Here is a 17,841-nt window from a genome sequence, read left to right on the forward strand (position 1 = left end):
GCCTGGTGAATCGTTTTGTAATTGCTGACTCCACTCTTTGTATCGGCTGCCACACCTGTGAAGCCGCCTGCTCAGAGACACATCGCCAGCATGGCCTGCAGTCAATGCCGCGCCTGAAAGTGATGTTAAATGAAAAAGAATCCGCGCCGCAGCTTTGCCACCAGTGTGAAGATGCGCCATGCGCTACCGTTTGTCCGGTTAATGCGATTAATCGCGTTGATGGTGCCGTACAGCTGAATGAAAGCCTGTGCGTAAGCTGCAAACTGTGCGGGATCGCCTGTCCGTTCGGTGCTATTGAGTTTTCCGGTAGCCGTCCGCTGCATATCCCGGCAAACGCCAATACATCAAAAGCGCCTCCGGCTCCGCCAGCTCCAGCTCGCGTAAGCACGCTGCTGGACTGGGTTCCGGGCGTTCGTGCCATCGCGGTGAAATGCGATCTGTGTAGTTTTGACGAGCAAGGTCCGGCCTGCGTACGCATGTGCCCGACCAAAGCCCTGCATCTGGTGAGCAACATGGATATCGCCCGCGCCAGCAAACGTAAACGTGAGCTGACTTTCAATACCGACTTCGGCGATCTCACCTTGTTTCAGCAGGCTCAAAGTGGAGATGCAAAATGAGCGCAATTTCACTGATTAACAGCGGCGTGGCCTGGTTTACAGCGGCTGCTGTTCTGGCATTTCTGTTTTCATTTCATAAACCACTGAGCGGCTGGATTGCAGGGGTTGGCGGTGCGGTTGGCAGTTTGTGTACGGCTGGCGCGGGTTTTATGGTGCTGACCAACGCGCTGGCGGTAAGCGGTGTGATGCCGTTTATTGGTCACAGCCTGCAAATTACCCCGTTGAACGCTATCTGGCTGATTACCCTGGGCCTGTGTGGTCTGTTTGTCAGCCTGTACAACATTGACTGGCATCGCCATCCACAGGTGAAAGCCAACGGCCTGCTGGTGAATCTGCTGATGGCCGCAGCGGTATGTGCGGTAGTTGCCAGCAACCTCGGTACGCTGGTGGTGATGGCGGAAATCATGGCACTGTGCGCGGTGTTCCTGACCGGTTGCAGTAAAGAGGGCAAACTGTGGTTTGCGCTGGGGCGCATCGGTACGCTGCTGTTGGCGATTGCCTGCTACCTGGTGTGGCAGCGCTACGGTACGCTGGAACTGCGTCTGCTCGATCTGCGCACCCAGGAGCTGCCGCTTGGGTCTGACATCTGGCTGCTGGGCGTGGCGGGTTTTGGCCTGCTGGCCGGGATTATCCCCCTGCACGGTTGGGTGCCACAGGCACATGCCAACGCCAGCGCGCCGGCTGCGGCACTGTTTTCTACCGTGGTCATGAAGGTCGGTCTGCTGGGTATTCTTTCCTTGTCCCTGCTGGGCGGTAACGCGCCGCTGTGGTGGGGCATTACGCTGTTGGTGCTGGGCATGATCACCGCATTTGTCGGCGGTCTGTATGCGTTAATGGAACATAACATCCAGCGTCTGCTGGCGTACCACACGCTGGAAAATATCGGCATTATTCTGCTGGGTCTGGGCGCTGGCGTAACCGGGATTGCGCTGAATCAACCGGCGCTGATTGCGTTGGGTTTGACCGGTGGTCTGTATCATCTGGTCAACCACAGCCTGTTCAAAAGCGTTCTGTTCCTCGGTGCTGGCAGCATCTGGTTCCGTACCGGTCATCGTGATATCGAGAAGTTGGGTGGTATCGGTAAACGTATGCCGGTTATCTCTCTGGCGATGCTGGTTGGCCTGATGGCGATGGCCGCACTGCCGCCGCTGAACGGTTTTGCCGGTGAGTGGGTCATCTATCAGTCCTTCTTTAAACTGGGTAACAGCGGCGCGTTTGTCGGTCGTCTGTTAGGGCCGTTGCTGGCGGTAGGACTGGCGATTACTGGCGCGCTGGCGGTGATGTGTATGGCGAAAGTGTATGGCGTTACGTTCCTTGGCGCGCCGCGCACGAAGGAAGCTGAAAATGCCTGCTGCGCGCCAATCCTGATGGGCGTGAGCGTGGTTGCGCTGGCTATCTGCTGCGTGATTGGCGGCGTTGCTGCGCCGTGGCTGCTGCCGATGATTTCCTCTGCCGTTCCATTGCCGCTGGAAACGGCGAACACCACCGTTTCTCAGCCGATGATCACGCTGCTGCTGATCGCGTGTCCGCTGCTGCCGTTCATCATCATGGCAATTTTCAAAGGCAACCGTCTGCCGTCGCGTTCACGCGGTGCGGCATGGGTGTGTGGTTACGATCACGAGCAGTCAATGGTTATTACCGCACACGGTTTTGCCATGCCGGTGAAAGAAGCCTTTGCCCCGGTACTCAAACTGCGTAAATGGCTGAACCCGGTATCACTGGTTCCGGGCTGGCAGAATGCGGCCGCCCCGGTACTGTTTCGTCGCCTGGCGTTGATTGAGCTGGCGGTGCTGGTGGTGATTGTGGTTTCACGAGGAGCCTGAAAATGAGTGTTTTATATCCGTTAATTCAGGCGCTGGTGCTGTTTGCCGTTGCGCCGCTGCTGTCCGGTGTGACCCGCGTGGCGCGTGCGCGTTTGCACAATCGCCGCGGTCCGGGCGTTTTGCAGGAATACCGCGACATTATCAAACTGCTGGGCCGTCAGAGCATTGCGCCTGCGGATTCCAGCTGGGTTTTCCGCCTGACGCCGTTTGTGATGGTGGGCGTGATGCTGACTATTGCCACCGCGTTACCGGTCGTGACTGTTGGTTCACCGCTGCCGCAATTGGGCGATCTGATCACCTTAATTTACCTGTTCGCCATCGCCCGTTTCTTTTTCTCTATCGCGGGTCTGGATACCGGTAGTCCGTTTACCGCTATTGGCGCCAGCCGTGAAGCGATGCTCGGCGTGCTGGTTGAACCTATCCTGCTGCTGGGTCTGTGGGTAGCGGCGCAGGTTGCGGGTTCAACGCATATCAGCAATATCGCCGATACCGTTTATCACTGGCCTGCTGCGCGCAGCATCCCGCTGATTCTGGCGCTGTGCGCCTGTGCTTTCGCCACCTTTATCGAAATGGGCAAACTGCCGTTCGATCTGGCGGAAGCAGAGCAGGAGTTGCAGGAAGGTCCATTGACCGAATACAGCGGCAGCGGTTTTGCGGTGCTGAAGTGGGGCATTAGCCTCAAACAATTGGTCGTTCTGCAAATGTTCGTCGGCGTGTTCCTGCCGTGGGGACAGATGGAAACCTTCACCGCGGGTGGGTTGCTGCTGGCGCTGGTGATTGCCGTCGTCAAGCTGGTCCTCGGCGTGCTGGTCATCGCCTTGTTCGAAAACAGCATGGCGCGTCTGCGTTTTTGCGCCACTTCACGCGTGACCTGGGCCGGTTTTGGGTTTGCGTTTTTAGCGTTCGTCTCCTTGCTGGTGGCGTGATTTAAGAGAGTTTGAGCATGTCTGAAGAAAAATTAGGTCAACACTATCTCGCCGCTCTGCACCAGGCCTTTCCGGGCGTGGTGCTGGATGAAGCCTGGCAGACTAAAGATCAGCTGACTATCACCGTCAAGGTGAACTACTTGCCGGAAGTGGTTGAGTTCCTGTACTACAAACAGGGCGGCTGGTTGTCCGTGCTGTTTGGTAACGACGAACGTCAGCTGTGCGGCCATTACGCCGTTTATTACGTGATGTCGATGGAGCAGGGCACCAAGTGCTGGATCACCGTCCGCGTTGAAGTGGATGCCAATAAGCTGGAATTCCCATCCGTGACGCCACGCGTTCCGGCTGCCGTCTGGGGCGAGCGTGAAGTGCGCGACATGTACGGTTTGATCCCGGTCGGTTTGCCGGATGAACGTCGTCTGGTGCTGCCGGATGATTGGCCGGACGAGCTGTATCCGCTGCGTAAAGACAGTATGGATTATCGTCAGCGCCCGGCGCCGACCACCGATGCTGAAACCTACGAGTTCATCAATGAACTGGGCGACAAGAAAAATAACGTGGTGCCGATTGGCCCGCTGCACGTGACCTCCGATGAACCCGGTCACTTCCGTCTGTTTGTTGACGGCGAGAACATCATCGACGCCGACTATCGTCTGTTCTATGTCCACCGCGGCATGGAGAAACTGGCGGAAACCCGTATGGGTTACAACGAAGTGACGTTCCTGTCGGACCGCGTGTGCGGCATCTGCGGTTTTGCCCACAGCACCGCCTATACCACCTCCGTAGAGAATGCGATGGGTATCGTGGTGCCGGAACGCGCGCAGATGATCCGCGCCATTCTGCTGGAAGTGGAACGCTTGCACTCGCATCTGCTGAACCTCGGCCTGGCCTGTCACTTCACCGGTTTTGACTCCGGCTTTATGCAGTTCTTCCGCGTGCGTGAAACGTCGATGAAGATGGCGGAGATCCTCACCGGGGCGCGTAAAACTTACGGTATGAACCTGATCGGCGGTATCCGTCGTGACCTGCTGAAAGACGATATGATCCAGACCCGTCAACTGGCGCAGCAGATGCGTCGTGAGGTGCAGGAACTAGTCGATATGCTGCTCAGCACGCCGAACATGGAACAGCGTACCGTGGGTATTGGCCGTCTGGATCCGGAGATCGCCCGCGACTTTAGTAACGTCGGTCCGATGGTTCGCGCCAGCGGTCACGCGCGTGATACCCGTGCCGATCACCCGTTTGTCGGTTATGGCCTGCTGCCGATGGAAGTGCACAGCGAGCAGGGTTGCGATGTTATTTCTCGTCTTAAAGTCCGTATCAATGAAGTCTATACCGCACTGAACATGATCGACTTTGGTCTGGACAACCTGCCGGGCGGCCCGCTGGCGGTGGAAGGCTTTACCTATATTCCTCACCGCTTCGCGCTGGGCTTTGCCGAAGCGCCGCGCGGGGATGACATCCACTGGAGCATGACCGGCGATAACCAGAAACTGTATCGCTGGCGCTGCCGTGCGGCAACCTACGCCAACTGGCCAACGCTGCGTTACATGCTGCGTGGCAACACTGTTTCCGATGCCCCGCTGATTATCGGTAGCCTCGATCCTTGCTACTCCTGTACCGACCGTATGACCGTGGTCGATGTGCGTAAGAAGAAGAGCAAAGTCGTGCCGTACAAAGAACTTGAGCGCTACAGCATCGAGCGTAAAAACTCGCCGCTGAAATAAGGAATCGCCATGTTTACCTTTATCAAAAAAGTCATCAAAACTGGGGCGCCGACGTCGTCGTATCCGCTGGAGCCGATTGCGGTCGATAAAAACTTCCGCGGCAAACCAGAGCACAATCCGCAGCAGTGCATTGGCTGCGCGGCCTGCGTTAATGCGTGTCCGTCTAACGCGCTGACGGTCGAAACCGATCTGGCTACCAATGAGCTGGCCTGGCAGTTCAACCTCGGTCGCTGCATCTTCTGCGCCCGCTGCGAAGAAGTTTGCCCGACGGCGGCGATCAAGCTGTCGCAGGAATATGAGCTGGCGGTATGGAAGAAAGAAGATTTCCTGCAGCAGTCTCGTTTTTCGCTGTGTAACTGCCGCGTCTGTAACCGCCCGTTCGCGGTACAAAAAGAGATTGATTACGCCATTGCGCTGCTCAAGCACAACGGTGACAGCCGCGCGGAAAACCACCGTGAAAGCTTTGAGACCTGCCCGGATTGTAAGCGCCAGAAATGTCTGGTGCCGTCTGACCGTATTGAACTGACTCGCCATATGAAAGAGGCCAGCTGATGAGCAATTTATTAGGCCCACGTGACGCCAACGGTATTCCGGTACCGATGACGGTGGATGAATCCATTGCCAGCATGAAAGCATCGCTGCTGAAAAGCATCAAGCGTTCAGCATATGTTTATCGTGTGGACTGCGGCGGCTGCAACGGCTGCGAAATCGAAATTTTCGCCACGCTCTCTCCGCTGTTTGATGCCGAACGCTTTGGTATCAAAGTGGTACCGTCGCCGCGTCATGCGGATATCCTGCTGTTTACCGGCGCGGTAACCCGCGCGATGCGTTCTCCGGCGCTGCGCGCCTGGCAGTCTGCGCCGGATCCGAAAATTTGTATCTCTTACGGCGCCTGCGGTAACAGCGGCGGTATCTTCCACGACTTATACTGCGTATGGGGCGGCACGGATAAAATCGTACCGGTGGACGTGTATATTCCTGGCTGTCCGCCGACGCCTGCGGCAACGCTGTACGGTTTTGCGATGGCGCTGGGTCTGCTGGAACAGAAAATTCATGCGCGTGCGCCAGGTGAACTGGACGAACAGCCCGCTGAAATTCTGCATCCGGATATGGTTCAACCGCTGCGTGTGAAGGTGGACCGTGAAGCTCGCCGTTTGGCGGGTTATCGCTACGGTCGCCAGATTGCTGATGACTATATGACGCAGTTAGGGCAGGGTGAACATCAGGTGGCGCGCTGGCTGGAAGCGGAAAACGATCCGCGTCTGACCGAAATCGTCACGCATCTTAACCATGTAGTCGAAGAGGCGCGTATCCGATGAGTGAAACGGTGGTGTTCAGTCAACTGAGCCGTAAGTTTATTGATGAGAACGATGCGACGCCCGCAGAGGCGCAGCAGGTTGTCTATTACAGCCTGGCGATTGGTCACCACCTTGGGATCATCGATTGCCTGGAAGCGGCGTTAACCTGTCCGTGGGATGAATATCTGGCATGGATTGCCACGCTTGCCGAAGGAAGCGAAGCCCGCCGGAAAATGGAAGGCGTGCCGAAGTATGGCGAGATCGTCATCGATTTCAACCATGTGCAAATGCTGGCTCGCGCGTTTGATGATGCGCGCGCCGTGCAGACTCCTCAGCAGCAGGAGTGGAGCAAGCTGATGCTCAGCATGCTGCATGATATTCACCAGGAAAGCGCCATCTATCTGATGGTGAGGAGACACCGTGACTGACGTTTTACTTTGTGTCGGCAACAGCATGATGGGCGATGACGGCGCGGGTCCGCTACTGGCGGAAATGTGCGCTGCCAGTCCTCAGGGCAACTGGGTTGTCATCGACGGCGGCAGCGCGCCGGAAAACGATATCGTCGCGATCCGTGAATTGCGCCCGCAGCGTCTGTTGATTGTGGATGCCACCGACATGGGGTTAAACCCTGGTGAAATCCGCATTATCGACCCTGATGATATTGCCGAAATGTTCATGATGACCACCCACAACATGCCGCTGAACTATCTGGTCGATCAGCTAAAAGAGGATGTTGGCGAGGTGATCTTCCTCGGCATTCAGCCGGATATTGTCGGTTTTTATTACCCGATGACGCAGCCAATCAAAGATGCGGTCGAGACAGTCTATCAACGATTAGCCGGGTGGGAAGGCCACGGTGGATTTTCCGAGTTAGAAGCGCCAGAAGACTAACCTTACCAGCGCCGGATGCCCGTGGCATCCGGCCTGTTTTGAGCCTCACACTCTCTGTTCTTCCGTTGCCTGCTCAATAATTAATTTCCCCTGCATCACCGAAACATTCACTGCCGTCCCGGTAGGGAATCCCGCTTGTTCCAGCCAGTCGCCGTTCAGCGTTAGCGAGGCATGCCGACTGATACGGAGCGTGAAACCCGTGTTACGATCTTCATGGCGTTTTCTGACATAACCCACTTTCAAACGACGTACGGGTTTGCTGATAGCCACTGCTGTTGTGCCATTTTCATCAGACATGAACGCTTCCTTGTGGTGAACGGATAAGAGCAAAAACTACTGAATAAAATGCCAGTAAAAATGCGCAAGGGCAAACCGGAAACTGGAAGGAAGATTCCACATTTTGAATGCAATTCATGAAATGAAAATAAGCGATTCAGCCGGAGGATTACAGACTCCTCCGGCTGAGCGATTACGCCAGATCGGCCCCGTTACTGGCGATCACTTTTTTGTACCACCAGAATGATTTTTTGCGGGTACGCGCCAGCGTGCCTTGGCCCGCATCGTCCCGGTCCACATACACAAAACCATAACGCTTGCTCATCTCGCCGGTTGAGGCGGAAACCAGATCGATACAGCCCCAGGTGGTGTAACCCATTAGCTGCACACCATCCTCAATGGCATCAGCCATGGCGCGGATGTGTTCGCGTAGATAGCGAATGCGATAGTCGTCATTGATCTCGCCGTTGGCATCGATTTCATCTTTCGCCCCCAGTCCGTTTTCCACCAGAAACAGCGGCTTCTGATAACGGTCATACATCATATTCATGGTGATGCGCAGGCCAAGCGGATCGATACCCCAGCCCCATTCGCTGGCGGCAATGTACGGATTACGCAGTGATTTCACTACGTTGGCAGCGCTGGTGTTGCCAGTGTTCATGTCAGCGGAGGCGCAGCGTGATGCGTAATAGCTAAACGAGACGAAATCGACGGTGTTCTTCAGGATGTCGTCATCTTCCGCGGCTTTTTCTATCGCTACGCCTTTTTCGCGAAACACGCGGGCAGAGTAAGCCGGGTAGGCCCCGCGCGCCTGCACATCAATAAAGAACAGGTTTTCGCGGTCTTTTTCCAGCGCGGTCCACACATCTTCCGGCTTACACGAATAAGGATAAAAATTACCGCCAGCCAGCATACAACCGACCTGGTTTTGCGGATTAATTTCATGGGCTATTTTAGTCGCCAGGGCGCTGGCTATCAGTTCGTGGTGAGCGGACTGATATTTCACCTGGTCCTGATTTTCACCTTCTTCAAATACCAGCCCGGCGCCTGAAAAGGGGCTGTGCAGCATAATGTTGATTTCGTTGAACGTCAGCCAGTACTTCACCAGACCGTCAAAGGCCTCGAAGCAGGTACGGGCGTAGCGGGTAAAGAACTCCACCATTTTGCGGTTACGCCAGGAGCCGTACTCGGTGACAAGATGCATAGGCACATCGAAGTGACACAGCGTGACTAATGGCTCAATACCGTATTTTTTACACTCGGCAAACACGGCCCGATAAAACGCGATTCCGTCTTCATTCGGTGCTATCTCGTCGCCGTTGGGGTAGAGGCGGCTCCAGGCAATGGAAGTACGAAAAACCGTAAACCCCATTTCCGCCATCAGCGCGATATCTTCTTTATAGCGATGATAAAAGTCGATCGCCTGATGGCTGGGATAAAATTCGTCATCCCGCAGCGCAAAGCGCTTCTCCTGACCCAGTTTGACGGGCATACGGTGTGTGCCGTGGGGGATCATATCGACGGTAGTCAGCCCTTTGCCCCCTTCCCGGTATGCCCCTTCAGACTGGTTGGCGGCCAATGCGCCGCCCCATAAAAATCCTTGCGGAAAAACAGACATAATTAACCTCAGTTCATACCAGTCAAATGCTGGCTCCATTGATATTGCCCGGTTGTGCGGCCTGGTTTTTTCTGGCCTGCGCGGCTGCATCTTCGACAGGAATATCTTCAAAGCCGAGAATCAGTGTTAATACAAAGGAAAGCACTACCGCCAGCGCCATCACGCCAAATACCCAAACAATGGTCATCGGATTGGCCGGATCGAAAAATTGTACGCTGGTGAACAGGCCCGGAGCCGCCATGGAATGGCTTGCAAGCCCGGCCATTCCGGCAACAGCACCGCAGATAAAACCGCTGATAAGGCTCGCAATCAGCGGACGTTTCAGGCGAATTGCCACGCCATACAGCGCGGGTTCAGAAATGCCCGCCATGATGGCTGAGGCGGCTGCCGCTATCGCCGTCTGGCGCAGCTCCGGGTTTTTGGTTTTCCATGCCACTGCCAGCGATGAACCACCTAACGACAAATTGGCGCCGATTTCCGACGGCATCACCATGCCTTCTTTACCGGTTTCGGCAATGGTCTGGATAATGGTGGGCGTAAACACGCGGTGCATACCCGTCATCACCAACAGCGGCCACAATGCGCCCATAATGGCGACCGACAGCCAGCCGAGATAGCCGTGAATGGTATAGACCAGCGCTGAAATTGCGCTACCGATCCAGATACCAATCGGACCGATTAAAACGATCGCGAGCGGGGCGGCGATCAGCACGATCAGCATCGGTTTGAGGAAGTTTTTTGTCACTGCCGGAGTGATACGATCCACCCAACGTTCGATGTATGACAGACACCAGGTCATGACCAGTGCCGGGATCACTGTGTAGGTATATTTCACCGCCGTCACCGGGATCAGGGCGAACTCAACGTGCTCACCCTGCGCGGCTTTTGCCATAAGATCGATAAAGCTGGGATGGACCAGCACACCCGCAATAGCAATTGCCAGCGACATGTTGGTTTTGAATTTAATGGCTGCCGAAGCGGCGACCATCAGCGGCAGGAAGAAAAATGCGCCGTCGCCGATAACGGTCAGAATGGTGAGGGTGGACGATCCTTTCACCAGCACGCCGGTCATTTCCAGAACCATTGCCAGCAGCTTGAGCATTGATCCACCGATAATTGCCGGGATCAGCGGTGACATCGTGCCGATCAGCGCATCGAGGATCCCCGCGCCAATCCGTTTCAGCGTCAGCCGGGGTTTGGTTTGCGGCTCAGCAGGCTGCATGTTGGCAGGTAGCAGGCTGACAACTTCGCGATACGCCTGCGAAACGGTGTTGCCGATGATCACCTGACACTGATTATCGTTACGTACTACGCCCAGCACGCCAGGAAGCGTTTTCAGTGTCGCGCTATCGACCTGCGCATCATCTTTGATAACGAAACGCAAACGGGTCATACAGTGGGTCACTGCTGTGATGTTGTCGACGCCTCCCAGAGCCGTCACAACGGAGCGCGCCAGCGCTGCATAATTCTTGGACATCGGATTTAATCCTGTTTTATCAGTAGGGTACGTTATGTTTTTATCCGTTTGCGCAGGTCGCGTTTCTGAGTTGATGAAACTCAAATGGGAAACCGGTTCCACAAAAGAATGTTTAATTTATAATTTTTAAACAAGATTTAATTTTTATTATTTTTATAATTGTGATGATGATCACCAGATGTCAGGCGCCGCGTTTTAGCAGCAAGGACAGCGGCGAAACGGTGCAGTACACTGCGTCACATTAAGAGAAAAGGGATGAGTACTATGACCACGATGCTGGAAGTGGCGAAGCGGGCCGGGGTGTCGAAAGCGACGGTTTCCCGGGTGCTTTCCGGGAACGGTTACGTCAGCCAGGAAACCAAAGACCGTGTGTTTCAGGCCATTGAAGAGAGTGGTTACCGCCCTAATTTACTGGCGCGCAGTCTGGCAGCGAAGACCACGCAAACGCTGGGTCTGGTGGTGACCAACACTCTTTATCATGGCGTCTATTTCAGCGAGCTGCTGTTTCACACCGCGCGGATGGCGGAGGATAAGGGGCGCCAGTTGTTGCTGGCTGATGGTAAGCATAGCGCAGAGGAAGAGCGTCAGGCGATCCAGTACTTACTCGACCTGCGCTGTGACGCGATTATGATTTATCCGCGTTTTCTCAGCGTAGATGAAATAGACGAGATCATTGACGCGCACGCCCAGCCGATTATGGTGCTTAACCGACGGCTGCGTAAAAACAGTAGCCACAGCGTCTGGTGCGATCAAAAACAAACCAGCTTTAACGCCGTTGCGCAGTTGATTGCCGCCGGGCACCAGGAGATTGGTTTTATTACCGGCTCGATGGATTCACCTACCGGCGTGGAACGACTCTCAGGCTATAAAGACGCGCTGACTGCGCATGGCATTCCGCTAAATAATGATTTGATTGTCAAAGGAAAATGGACGCCAGCCTGCGGAGCGGCGGGTGTTGATACCTTGCTTGCACGCAAGGTCAATTTTACCGCGCTGGTGGCCAGCAATGATGATATGGCGATAGGTGCGATGAAGCAGTTGCATGAGCAGGGTGTCCGCGTGCCTGCACAGGTGTCGGTGATTGGTTTCGATGATATCGCCCTCGCGTCATACACTATTCCGGCGCTTTCCAGCGTCAAAATTCCGGTGACGGAAATGATCCAGGAAACGATCGGCCGCCTGATATTTATGCTGGGCGATGGAGTATTTACACCGCCAAAAATCTTCATCGGGGAACTCATTCAGCGCGACTCTGTTGCGCCGTATGTTTCGCGCTGACGGCTGTCATTTGTCATCGTCACTAGTGACGATGACACACCATTCTCACATCCATCAAAATAAAAACCCTTTAATAACAGTGCATTAAAATTTGGCACGATTCGTGAATGCTTCGGCAGATAATCTGTCATTGCTGGAGAAATTGATGAACCGTTTCATCATTGCAGACGCCAATAAATGCATTGGTTGCCGTACCTGTGAAGTGGCCTGCGTGGTATCCCATCAGGATAACCAGGACTGCGCATCGCTGACCCCTGAAACCTTTTTACCCCGCATTCACGTCATCAAAGGCGTTAACGTCTCCACGGCAACGCTGTGTCGCCAGTGTGAAGACGCGCCGTGCGCTAACGTCTGTCCGAACGGAGCAATCAGCCGTGATAAAGGCTTTGTCCACGTGATGCAGGAACGCTGCATTGGCTGTAAAACCTGCGTGGTGGCGTGTCCTTATGGGGCAATGGAAGTTGTCGTGCGTCCGGTTGTGCGTAACAGCGGCGCGGGTCTGAACGTTCGTGCAGAAAAAGCCGAAGCCAACAAGTGCGACCTGTGCCACCACCGTGAAGCGGGTCCTGCCTGTATGGAAGTCTGCCCGACTCACGCGCTGATTTATGTGGATCGCAATAAGCTTGAGCAACTGAGCGCTGAAAAACGCCGTCGCGCGGCGCTGGACTCCACCGCATCTTTGCTGTTCTGATCGCTAAAAATCCGCGTAAAATACGTGCCTGATGGCGCGCTGCTTTAAGGCCTACACGGGAGTCATGTAGGCCGGATAAGGCGCAGCCGCCATCCGGCAAACCGGGATAGATGACTGCGGGAAGGACATAATGACAATCAACAACCACTCCGGCGTACAACTGCGTATTCGCGGTAAGGTACAGGGCGTCGGCTTTCGCCCCTTCGTCTGGCAACTGGCGCAGCGCCTGCAACTGCATGGCGACGTGTGCAACGACGGTGACGGTGTGGTGGTGCGCTTACAGGAAGATCCGGCGGAGTTTATTGCGCAATTGCATCAACATTGTCCGCCGCTGGCGCGCATTGATAGCATTGAGAGCGAACCATTCGCCTGGACGCAGCAGCCTGCCGATTTCTCGATTCGCCAAAGTGCAGGCGGCACGATGAATACGCAAATTGTCCCGGACGCCGCGACTTGTCCCGAATGCCTTGTTGAAATGAACACTCCCGGCGAACGTCGCTATCGCTACCCCTTCATCAACTGTACCCATTGTGGTCCGCGTTTTACGATTATCCGCGCCATGCCGTACGACCGTCCGTTTACCGTGATGGCGTCCTTCCCTCTCTGTTCGCAATGCGATACAGAGTATCGCGATCCCTACGACCGTCGCTTTCACGCCCAACCCGTTGCCTGCCCGCAATGCGGTCCACATCTTGAGTGGCTAAGCGCGGGTGAGAGAGCGGAAAAAGAAGAGGCGCTGCAGGCGGCGGTGGCGTTGCTAAAAGCGGGCGGCATTGTCGCTGTGAAAGGCATTGGTGGATTTCATCTGGTTTGCGATGCGCGAAATGATAACGCCGTAGCGCTACTCAGGCTGCGCAAACACCGTCCGGCAAAACCTCTGGCAGTGATGCTGCCTGGCGATGACGGGCTACCTGAAGCCGCACGTCGTCTGTTAACCGCCCCTGCCGCGCCGATCGTGCTGGTGCAGAAACGCTGTGTAGCGGCACTGAGCGAGGGAATTGCGCCAGGGTTAACGGAAGTTGGCGTCATGTTGCCAGCGAATCCGTTGCAGCATCTCCTGTTACAAGAGATGAATTGCCCGCTGGTAATGACCTCCGGCAACCTCAGCGGCAGGCCGCCAGCCATTACCAACGCGCAGGCGCTGGAAGATTTACGCGAGATTGCCGACGGTTTCCTGCTGCATAACCGCGAAATTGTGCAGCGTATGGATGACTCCGTGGTGCGTGAAAGCGGGGAAATGCTGCGCCGTTCGCGGGGTTACGTGCCGGATGCGATAGCACTGCCGCCGGGATTTCGCGACGTGCCGCCGATGCTGTGCTTAGGCGCGGATCTAAAAAATACCTTCTGTCTGGTGCGCGGCGAACAGGCGGTTATCAGTCAGCATTTGGGCGATCTCAGTGATGACGGCATCCAGCAGCAGTGGCGTGATGCGCTGCACCTGATCCAGAACATTTATGACTTTACGCCACAGCGTATTGTGCATGACGCCCATCCCGGCTATGTTTCCAGCCAGTGGGCCAGTGAGATGAATCTGCCGACCGAAACGGTGCTGCATCACCATGCGCATGCCGCTGCGAGCCTTGCCGAGCACGGTTGGCCGCTGGACGGTGGCGACGTGATTGCTCTGACGGTAGACGGTATCGGCATGGGGGCAAACGGCGCGCTGTGGGGCGGAGAGTGTTTGCGGGTCAACTATCGTGAATGCGAACACTTGGGTGGCTTACCCGCGGTCGCGCTGGCGGGCGGCGATCTGGCGGCAAAGCAGCCGTGGCGTAACCTGCTCGCGCAGTGTCTGCGTTTTGTCCCTGACTGGCAGCGTTACCCGGAAACATCGGCGCTGCAACAGCAAAACTGGAACGTGCTGGCACGCGCCATTGAGCGGGGGATCAATGCCCCGCCGGCGTCATCGTGCGGACGGCTGTTTGATGCCGTTGCCGCCGCGCTCCAGTGCGCTCCGACTTCATTGAGTTATGAAGGCGAGGCCGCCTGCGCGCTGGAGGCGTTGGCCTCGCAATGTGATGGTGTTGAGCATCCGGTAACCATCCCGTTGCAAGGTAATGAACTTGACCTGGCTGTGTTTTGGCAGCAATGGCTGAACTGGCAGGGGGCGTCTGCAGCAAGGGCGTGGGCGTTTCATGATGCGCTGGCGTGTGGGTTTGCCACGCTGATGCGTGAGCAGGCCGAAGCGCGTGGCGTGAAGACGTTAGTATTCAGCGGTGGCGTGATGCATAACCGTTTGTTGTCATCGCGGCTGGCATTTTATCTGGCTGATTTCACCTTACTGTTTCCGCAGCGTTTACCGGCGGGGGATGGGGGATTATCTCTGGGGCAGGGCGTGATTGCCGCGGCGCGGGCGTTCGCGGAAGGGTAAGATGCCGGATGGCGGCTGCGCCTTATCCGGCCTACAAATAGATGCTTGCTCGTAGGCCGGATAAGGCGCGAAGCGCCGCCATCCGGCATCACAAACTTACATGGGCAATGTTTTCAGCAGCGCAAAGGCTTCTTTCATCCGGTCTTCACTGACCACAAACGCACATAGCTGGCCTTCTTCGTTCATTCCTCTGGCCACCATACCTTGCGCTTCAGCGGCAATATGCCAGTTCAGATCGCGACGCTGGGTTTCCCCTGCCAGATGTAATGGCAGTTCCGGCGTTTTAACTTTTACCAGCATGGCAGGCAGCTTCAATGGCGCATTGCCGCCGAGCAGGTTTTTCGCCAGATACATGGCGCTCAGTTGAATCGGCTGCAGGAACGGCAGCACCTGACCGTTAATTTCCGCACAGTCGCCGAGCGCATAAATATCCGGGTGGCTGGTTTGCAGATAGCTGTCGACGCAGACGCCACGATTGATGTTCAATCCCGCGCGACGGGCCAGCGCCGTTTCCGGGCGCAGACCGGTGGCGGCGATCACCGCATCGACTTCTACGCTGCGGCTACGATCGAGCGTGGCGCGAATACCCGATTCAGTTTTTTCCAGACCCTGAAGCTGTGATTTCAGCAGCAGATGCACACCCATATCGGTCAGACGATGCTGTAAGCGACTGCTGACTTCCGGCGGCATCAGCGAAGCCAGAATGCTGGCGGCGTTGTCGATAAGCGTCACCGCTTTACCGGCACGACAAAAATCCATCGCCAGTTCACTGCCAATCAAGCCACCGCCGACAATCAGTACCCGCTGGGCATCACGCAGTTGCGTTTCACAGGCGCGGTATTCTTGCTGGCTGTTCAGTGTGAGCATTAACTCACGTCCGGTAACTGGAGGCACAAAGGCTGAAGCTCCCGTCGCCAGAACCAGCTTGTCATACTGCCACTGTTGGTCCTGACTTTTCACGATGTGGGCATCGGCGTCGATGTCGGTCACCCAGGTGTATGGGAACAGGCGCAAGTTAAACTGTTCGGCAAACTCCCCCGCCGACTGGCGGGTGAGGTCGTCTGCATGCTGTGCCTGACTGATAACGTGGCTGAGATCCGGCTTGTTGTACTCATCCATGCTGTCAGCGGCAATCAGGGTCAACGGAACAGTTGCATCCTGTTTACGGATATTTTTGACTAACTGGCGGGCGGCGAAGCCCGAACCAATAATGACAATTTCGCGGCTCATTTTGCCTCCGTTGCCAATACGTCGAAGACGTCTTTACCTAATGAACATTCTGGACACAGGAAATTATCCGGCACGTCGCTCCACGGTGTACCTGGCGCGACATCCTGCAACGGTTCACCTTTTGCTGGATCGTAAATCCACTGACACACGCTGCACTGCATGCTTGGGCCAAGGTCAGCGGCAGCCGCAGCTGCACAGGCGCACTCTTCTTCTTTGGTTGCCGCTTTGACGGTCGTTTCCGGCAGCGGAGCAAGCGCCCACTGACGTGCAATTTCACGACCGTGCTGACGACACAGTTCCAGTGCATCCAGATCCGGACGCCATTTCGCCTTCAGGCTAAGCGACATCTCAAAACCTGCATCCTGTAAACGGGTGGACAGGCGGTCAACTGCGCCGCCGCTCCAGCCGTGAGAACCAAAGGCGCTGGCGCGTTTGTTACGAAAACGCAGGCCGGTCATCTCTTCCACCAGTCCGGCGATTTTCGGCATCATCACGTTGTTCATGGTGGAAGTACCGACCAGCACGCCTTTAGAGCGGAAGACGTTGGTCAGGACTTCGTTTTTGTCGCTACGTGCGACGTTAAAGATTTTCACCGCCACGTTCGGGTCAACTTCGTTGATGCCCTGGGCTATGGCGTCCGCCATCATGCGGGTGTTGTTGGACATGGTGTCGTAGAAGATGGTGATGCGGTCTTCCTGATAATCGGCCGCCCATTTCAGGTACAGCTCAACGATCTGCGTTGGGTTTTCGCGCCATACCACACCGTGAGAAGTCGCAATCATATCCACCGGCAGGTTGAAGCCGAGGATTTCAGTGATTTTCGGTGTCACCAGACGGCTGAACGGGGTCAGGATGTTGGCGTAGTAGCGTTGGCATTGTTCGAACAGTTCGGTCTGGTCAACTTCGTCGTTGAACAGGCGTTCGTCGCAGTAATGCTGGCCGAAGGCGTCGTTACTGAACAGTACCGCATCGCCGGTCATGTAGGTCATCATGCTGTCAGGCCAGTGCAGCATCGGCGTTTCAACAAAGATCAGCTGTTTGCCGTTGCCGATGTCCAGAGAATCACCGGTTTTCACCACGTTGAAGTTCCACTCCGGATGATGGTGGTGGCCGGTGATGGAATCAATTGCGTTAGCGGTGCAGTAAATTGGCGTGTCCGGGATGCAGGACATCAGTTCGGTCAGCGCTCCGGCGTGGTCTTCTTCTGCGTGGTTAATGATGATGTAGTCGATATCCGCGAGGTCAATTTCACTGCGCAGGTTCTGCACGAATTCACGGCTAAACTTATGGTCTACTGTATCGATCAGCACGTTTTTTTCTTCACGGATGAGATAGCTGTTGTAGCTGCTGCCGCGCAGCGTTTTGTATTCAGTGCCGTGGAAATCACGCACTTCCCAGTCACGTTGGCCAACCCAATGAATGTTATTTTTAACCAGAATAGACATAGCAACCTCAATTAATTCAGCGTTTTTCTAAAAAGATATTTTGTTAATTGCAGGTTGCGTGCCAACTTTTTAATTGTTTGATTTTTAATAATTTATTATTTGCTTCCTATAAATTGGTAGTCAAAATGACTGTTTATTTCATTGTCGATATGACAATATGAATTGTCAAAATG

At 55.4% G+C, this 17,841-nt stretch carries 16 protein-coding genes; 11 read left to right on the forward strand and 5 right to left on the reverse strand.

The annotated features are described in order from the left end of the window. The first annotated feature begins 5 nt into the window (after positions 1 to 5). From hycB to hycI, 8 genes are read left to right on the forward strand one after another with little or no spacing between them, the layout of a single operon-like run. Positions 6 to 617: a formate hydrogenlyase subunit HycB gene (gene hycB, locus FHD02_RS02950; protein ID WP_032940517.1), complete on the forward strand. Its 612-nt coding sequence runs from the start codon at positions 6 to 8 to the stop codon at positions 615 to 617. Continuing rightward, entirely contained in the window at positions 614 to 2,440 is a 1,827-nt protein-coding gene (hycC, locus tag FHD02_RS02955; protein ID WP_137361209.1) for a formate hydrogenlyase subunit 3, read from the forward strand. Before hycB ends, hycC begins: the two co-directional genes overlap by 4 nt. Positions 2,441 to 2,442: 2 nt before the next feature. Continuing rightward, complete coding sequence (locus FHD02_RS02960; RefSeq protein ID WP_042310580.1) at positions 2,443 to 3,366, forward strand: respiratory chain complex I subunit 1 family protein; 924 nt, start codon at positions 2,443 to 2,445, stop codon at positions 3,364 to 3,366. Between the two features lie 17 nt (positions 3,367 to 3,383). Then, entirely contained in the window at positions 3,384 to 5,093 is a 1,710-nt protein-coding gene (gene hycE, locus FHD02_RS02965) for a formate hydrogenlyase subunit HycE (protein WP_006687169.1), read from the forward strand. A gap of 9 nt (positions 5,094 to 5,102) precedes the next feature. Next, positions 5,103 to 5,645: a formate hydrogenlyase subunit HycF gene (gene hycF, locus FHD02_RS02970; protein WP_061382331.1), complete on the forward strand. Its 543-nt coding sequence runs from the start codon at positions 5,103 to 5,105 to the stop codon at positions 5,643 to 5,645. Next, positions 5,645 to 6,412, forward strand: coding sequence for a formate hydrogenlyase subunit HycG (hycG, locus tag FHD02_RS02975; RefSeq protein WP_003037388.1), 768 nt, complete (start codon positions 5,645 to 5,647; stop codon positions 6,410 to 6,412). The genes hycF and hycG overlap by 1 nt, the downstream gene beginning before the upstream one ends. Continuing rightward, entirely contained in the window at positions 6,409 to 6,819 is a 411-nt protein-coding gene (locus tag FHD02_RS02980) for a formate hydrogenlyase maturation HycH family protein (protein WP_003037385.1), read from the forward strand. Before hycG ends, FHD02_RS02980 begins: the two co-directional genes overlap by 4 nt. Continuing rightward, complete coding sequence (gene hycI / locus FHD02_RS02985) at positions 6,812 to 7,282, forward strand: hydrogenase maturation peptidase HycI (protein WP_137349493.1); 471 nt, start codon at positions 6,812 to 6,814, stop codon at positions 7,280 to 7,282. Before FHD02_RS02980 ends, hycI begins: the two co-directional genes overlap by 8 nt. Before the next feature lie 45 nt (positions 7,283 to 7,327). Here the strand turns inward: hycI and FHD02_RS02990 are convergent, their stop codons facing one another. The 3 genes from FHD02_RS02990 to ascF form a co-directional block, all read right to left on the reverse strand. Then, positions 7,328 to 7,579 (reverse strand): SymE family type I addiction module toxin, encoded by a 252-nt coding sequence (locus FHD02_RS02990; RefSeq protein WP_220393551.1) that lies wholly within the window; start codon positions 7,577 to 7,579, stop codon positions 7,328 to 7,330. A 172-nt stretch (positions 7,580 to 7,751) separates the two neighbouring features. Next, the gene (locus FHD02_RS02995) at positions 7,752 to 9,176 is read right to left on the reverse strand and encodes a 6-phospho-beta-glucosidase (protein ID WP_220393552.1); all 1,425 of its coding nucleotides are present in this window, start codon (positions 9,174 to 9,176) and stop codon (positions 7,752 to 7,754) included. A 22-nt stretch (positions 9,177 to 9,198) separates the two neighbouring features. After that, positions 9,199 to 10,653: a PTS cellobiose/arbutin/salicin transporter subunit IIBC gene (gene ascF, locus FHD02_RS03000; protein WP_220393553.1), complete on the reverse strand. Its 1,455-nt coding sequence runs from the start codon at positions 10,651 to 10,653 to the stop codon at positions 9,199 to 9,201. Between the two features lie 264 nt (positions 10,654 to 10,917). On the opposite strand from ascF, the gene FHD02_RS03005 reads away from it, so the two are divergent. From FHD02_RS03005 to hypF, 3 genes are all read left to right on the forward strand, one after another. Next, positions 10,918 to 11,931 carry a LacI family DNA-binding transcriptional regulator gene (locus tag FHD02_RS03005; protein WP_220393577.1) on the forward strand — a complete coding sequence of 338 codons (1,014 nt, stop codon included), beginning with the start codon at positions 10,918 to 10,920 and terminating at the stop codon, positions 11,929 to 11,931. 145 nt (positions 11,932 to 12,076) lie between these two features. Continuing rightward, positions 12,077 to 12,622, forward strand: a complete 546-nt coding sequence (hydN, locus tag FHD02_RS03010) for an electron transport protein HydN (RefSeq protein WP_003037366.1) — start codon at positions 12,077 to 12,079, stop codon at positions 12,620 to 12,622. Between the two features lie 130 nt (positions 12,623 to 12,752). After that, entirely contained in the window at positions 12,753 to 14,993 is a 2,241-nt protein-coding gene (gene hypF / locus FHD02_RS03015; RefSeq protein ID WP_220393554.1) for a carbamoyltransferase HypF, read from the forward strand. A 96-nt stretch (positions 14,994 to 15,089) separates the two neighbouring features. On the opposite strand, the gene norW is transcribed toward hypF, so the two are convergent. Continuing rightward, a complete protein-coding gene (norW, locus tag FHD02_RS03020) occupies positions 15,090 to 16,223 on the reverse strand; it encodes an NADH:flavorubredoxin reductase NorW (RefSeq protein ID WP_137361203.1) in 1,134 nt (377 codons plus the stop codon). Beyond that, the gene (norV, locus tag FHD02_RS03025; RefSeq protein ID WP_220393555.1) at positions 16,220 to 17,668 is read right to left on the reverse strand and encodes an anaerobic nitric oxide reductase flavorubredoxin; all 1,449 of its coding nucleotides are present in this window, start codon (positions 17,666 to 17,668) and stop codon (positions 16,220 to 16,222) included. The genes norW and norV overlap by 4 nt, the downstream gene beginning before the upstream one ends. Positions 17,669 to 17,841: the final 173 nt, after the last annotated feature.

This window comes from Citrobacter sp. EC_71 (assembly GCF_019584005.1).
Classification (GTDB): domain Bacteria; phylum Pseudomonadota; class Gammaproteobacteria; order Enterobacterales; family Enterobacteriaceae; genus Citrobacter; species Citrobacter werkmanii.

Bases quoted from the DNA above. Each gene is read 5' to 3' on its own strand.
- hycC (WP_137361209.1), top strand. From the start codon at position 614: ATGAGCGCAATTTCACTGATTAACAGCGGCGTGGCCTGGTTTACAGCG.
- FHD02_RS02960 (WP_042310580.1), top strand. From the start codon at position 2,443: ATGAGTGTTTTATATCCGTTAATTCAGGCGCTGGTGCTGTTTGCCGTT.
- hycE (WP_006687169.1), top strand. From the start codon at position 3,384: ATGTCTGAAGAAAAATTAGGTCAACACTATCTCGCCGCTCTGCACCAG.
- hycF (WP_061382331.1), top strand. From the start codon at position 5,103: ATGTTTACCTTTATCAAAAAAGTCATCAAAACTGGGGCGCCGACGTCG.
- hycG (WP_003037388.1), top strand. From the start codon at position 5,645: ATGAGCAATTTATTAGGCCCACGTGACGCCAACGGTATTCCGGTACCG.
- FHD02_RS02980 (WP_003037385.1), top strand. From the start codon at position 6,409: ATGAGTGAAACGGTGGTGTTCAGTCAACTGAGCCGTAAGTTTATTGAT.
- FHD02_RS02990 (WP_220393551.1), bottom strand. From the start codon at position 7,579: ATGTCTGATGAAAATGGCACAACAGCAGTGGCTATCAGCAAACCCGTA.
- FHD02_RS02995 (WP_220393552.1), bottom strand. From the start codon at position 9,176: ATGTCTGTTTTTCCGCAAGGATTTTTATGGGGCGGCGCATTGGCCGCC.
- ascF (WP_220393553.1), bottom strand. From the start codon at position 10,653: ATGTCCAAGAATTATGCAGCGCTGGCGCGCTCCGTTGTGACGGCTCTG.
- FHD02_RS03005 (WP_220393577.1), top strand. From the start codon at position 10,918: ATGACCACGATGCTGGAAGTGGCGAAGCGGGCCGGGGTGTCGAAAGCG.
- hydN (WP_003037366.1), top strand. From the start codon at position 12,077: ATGAACCGTTTCATCATTGCAGACGCCAATAAATGCATTGGTTGCCGT.
- hypF (WP_220393554.1), top strand. From the start codon at position 12,753: ATGACAATCAACAACCACTCCGGCGTACAACTGCGTATTCGCGGTAAG.
- norW (WP_137361203.1), bottom strand. From the start codon at position 16,223: ATGAGCCGCGAAATTGTCATTATTGGTTCGGGCTTCGCCGCCCGCCAG.
- norV (WP_220393555.1), bottom strand. From the start codon at position 17,668: ATGTCTATTCTGGTTAAAAATAACATTCATTGGGTTGGCCAACGTGAC.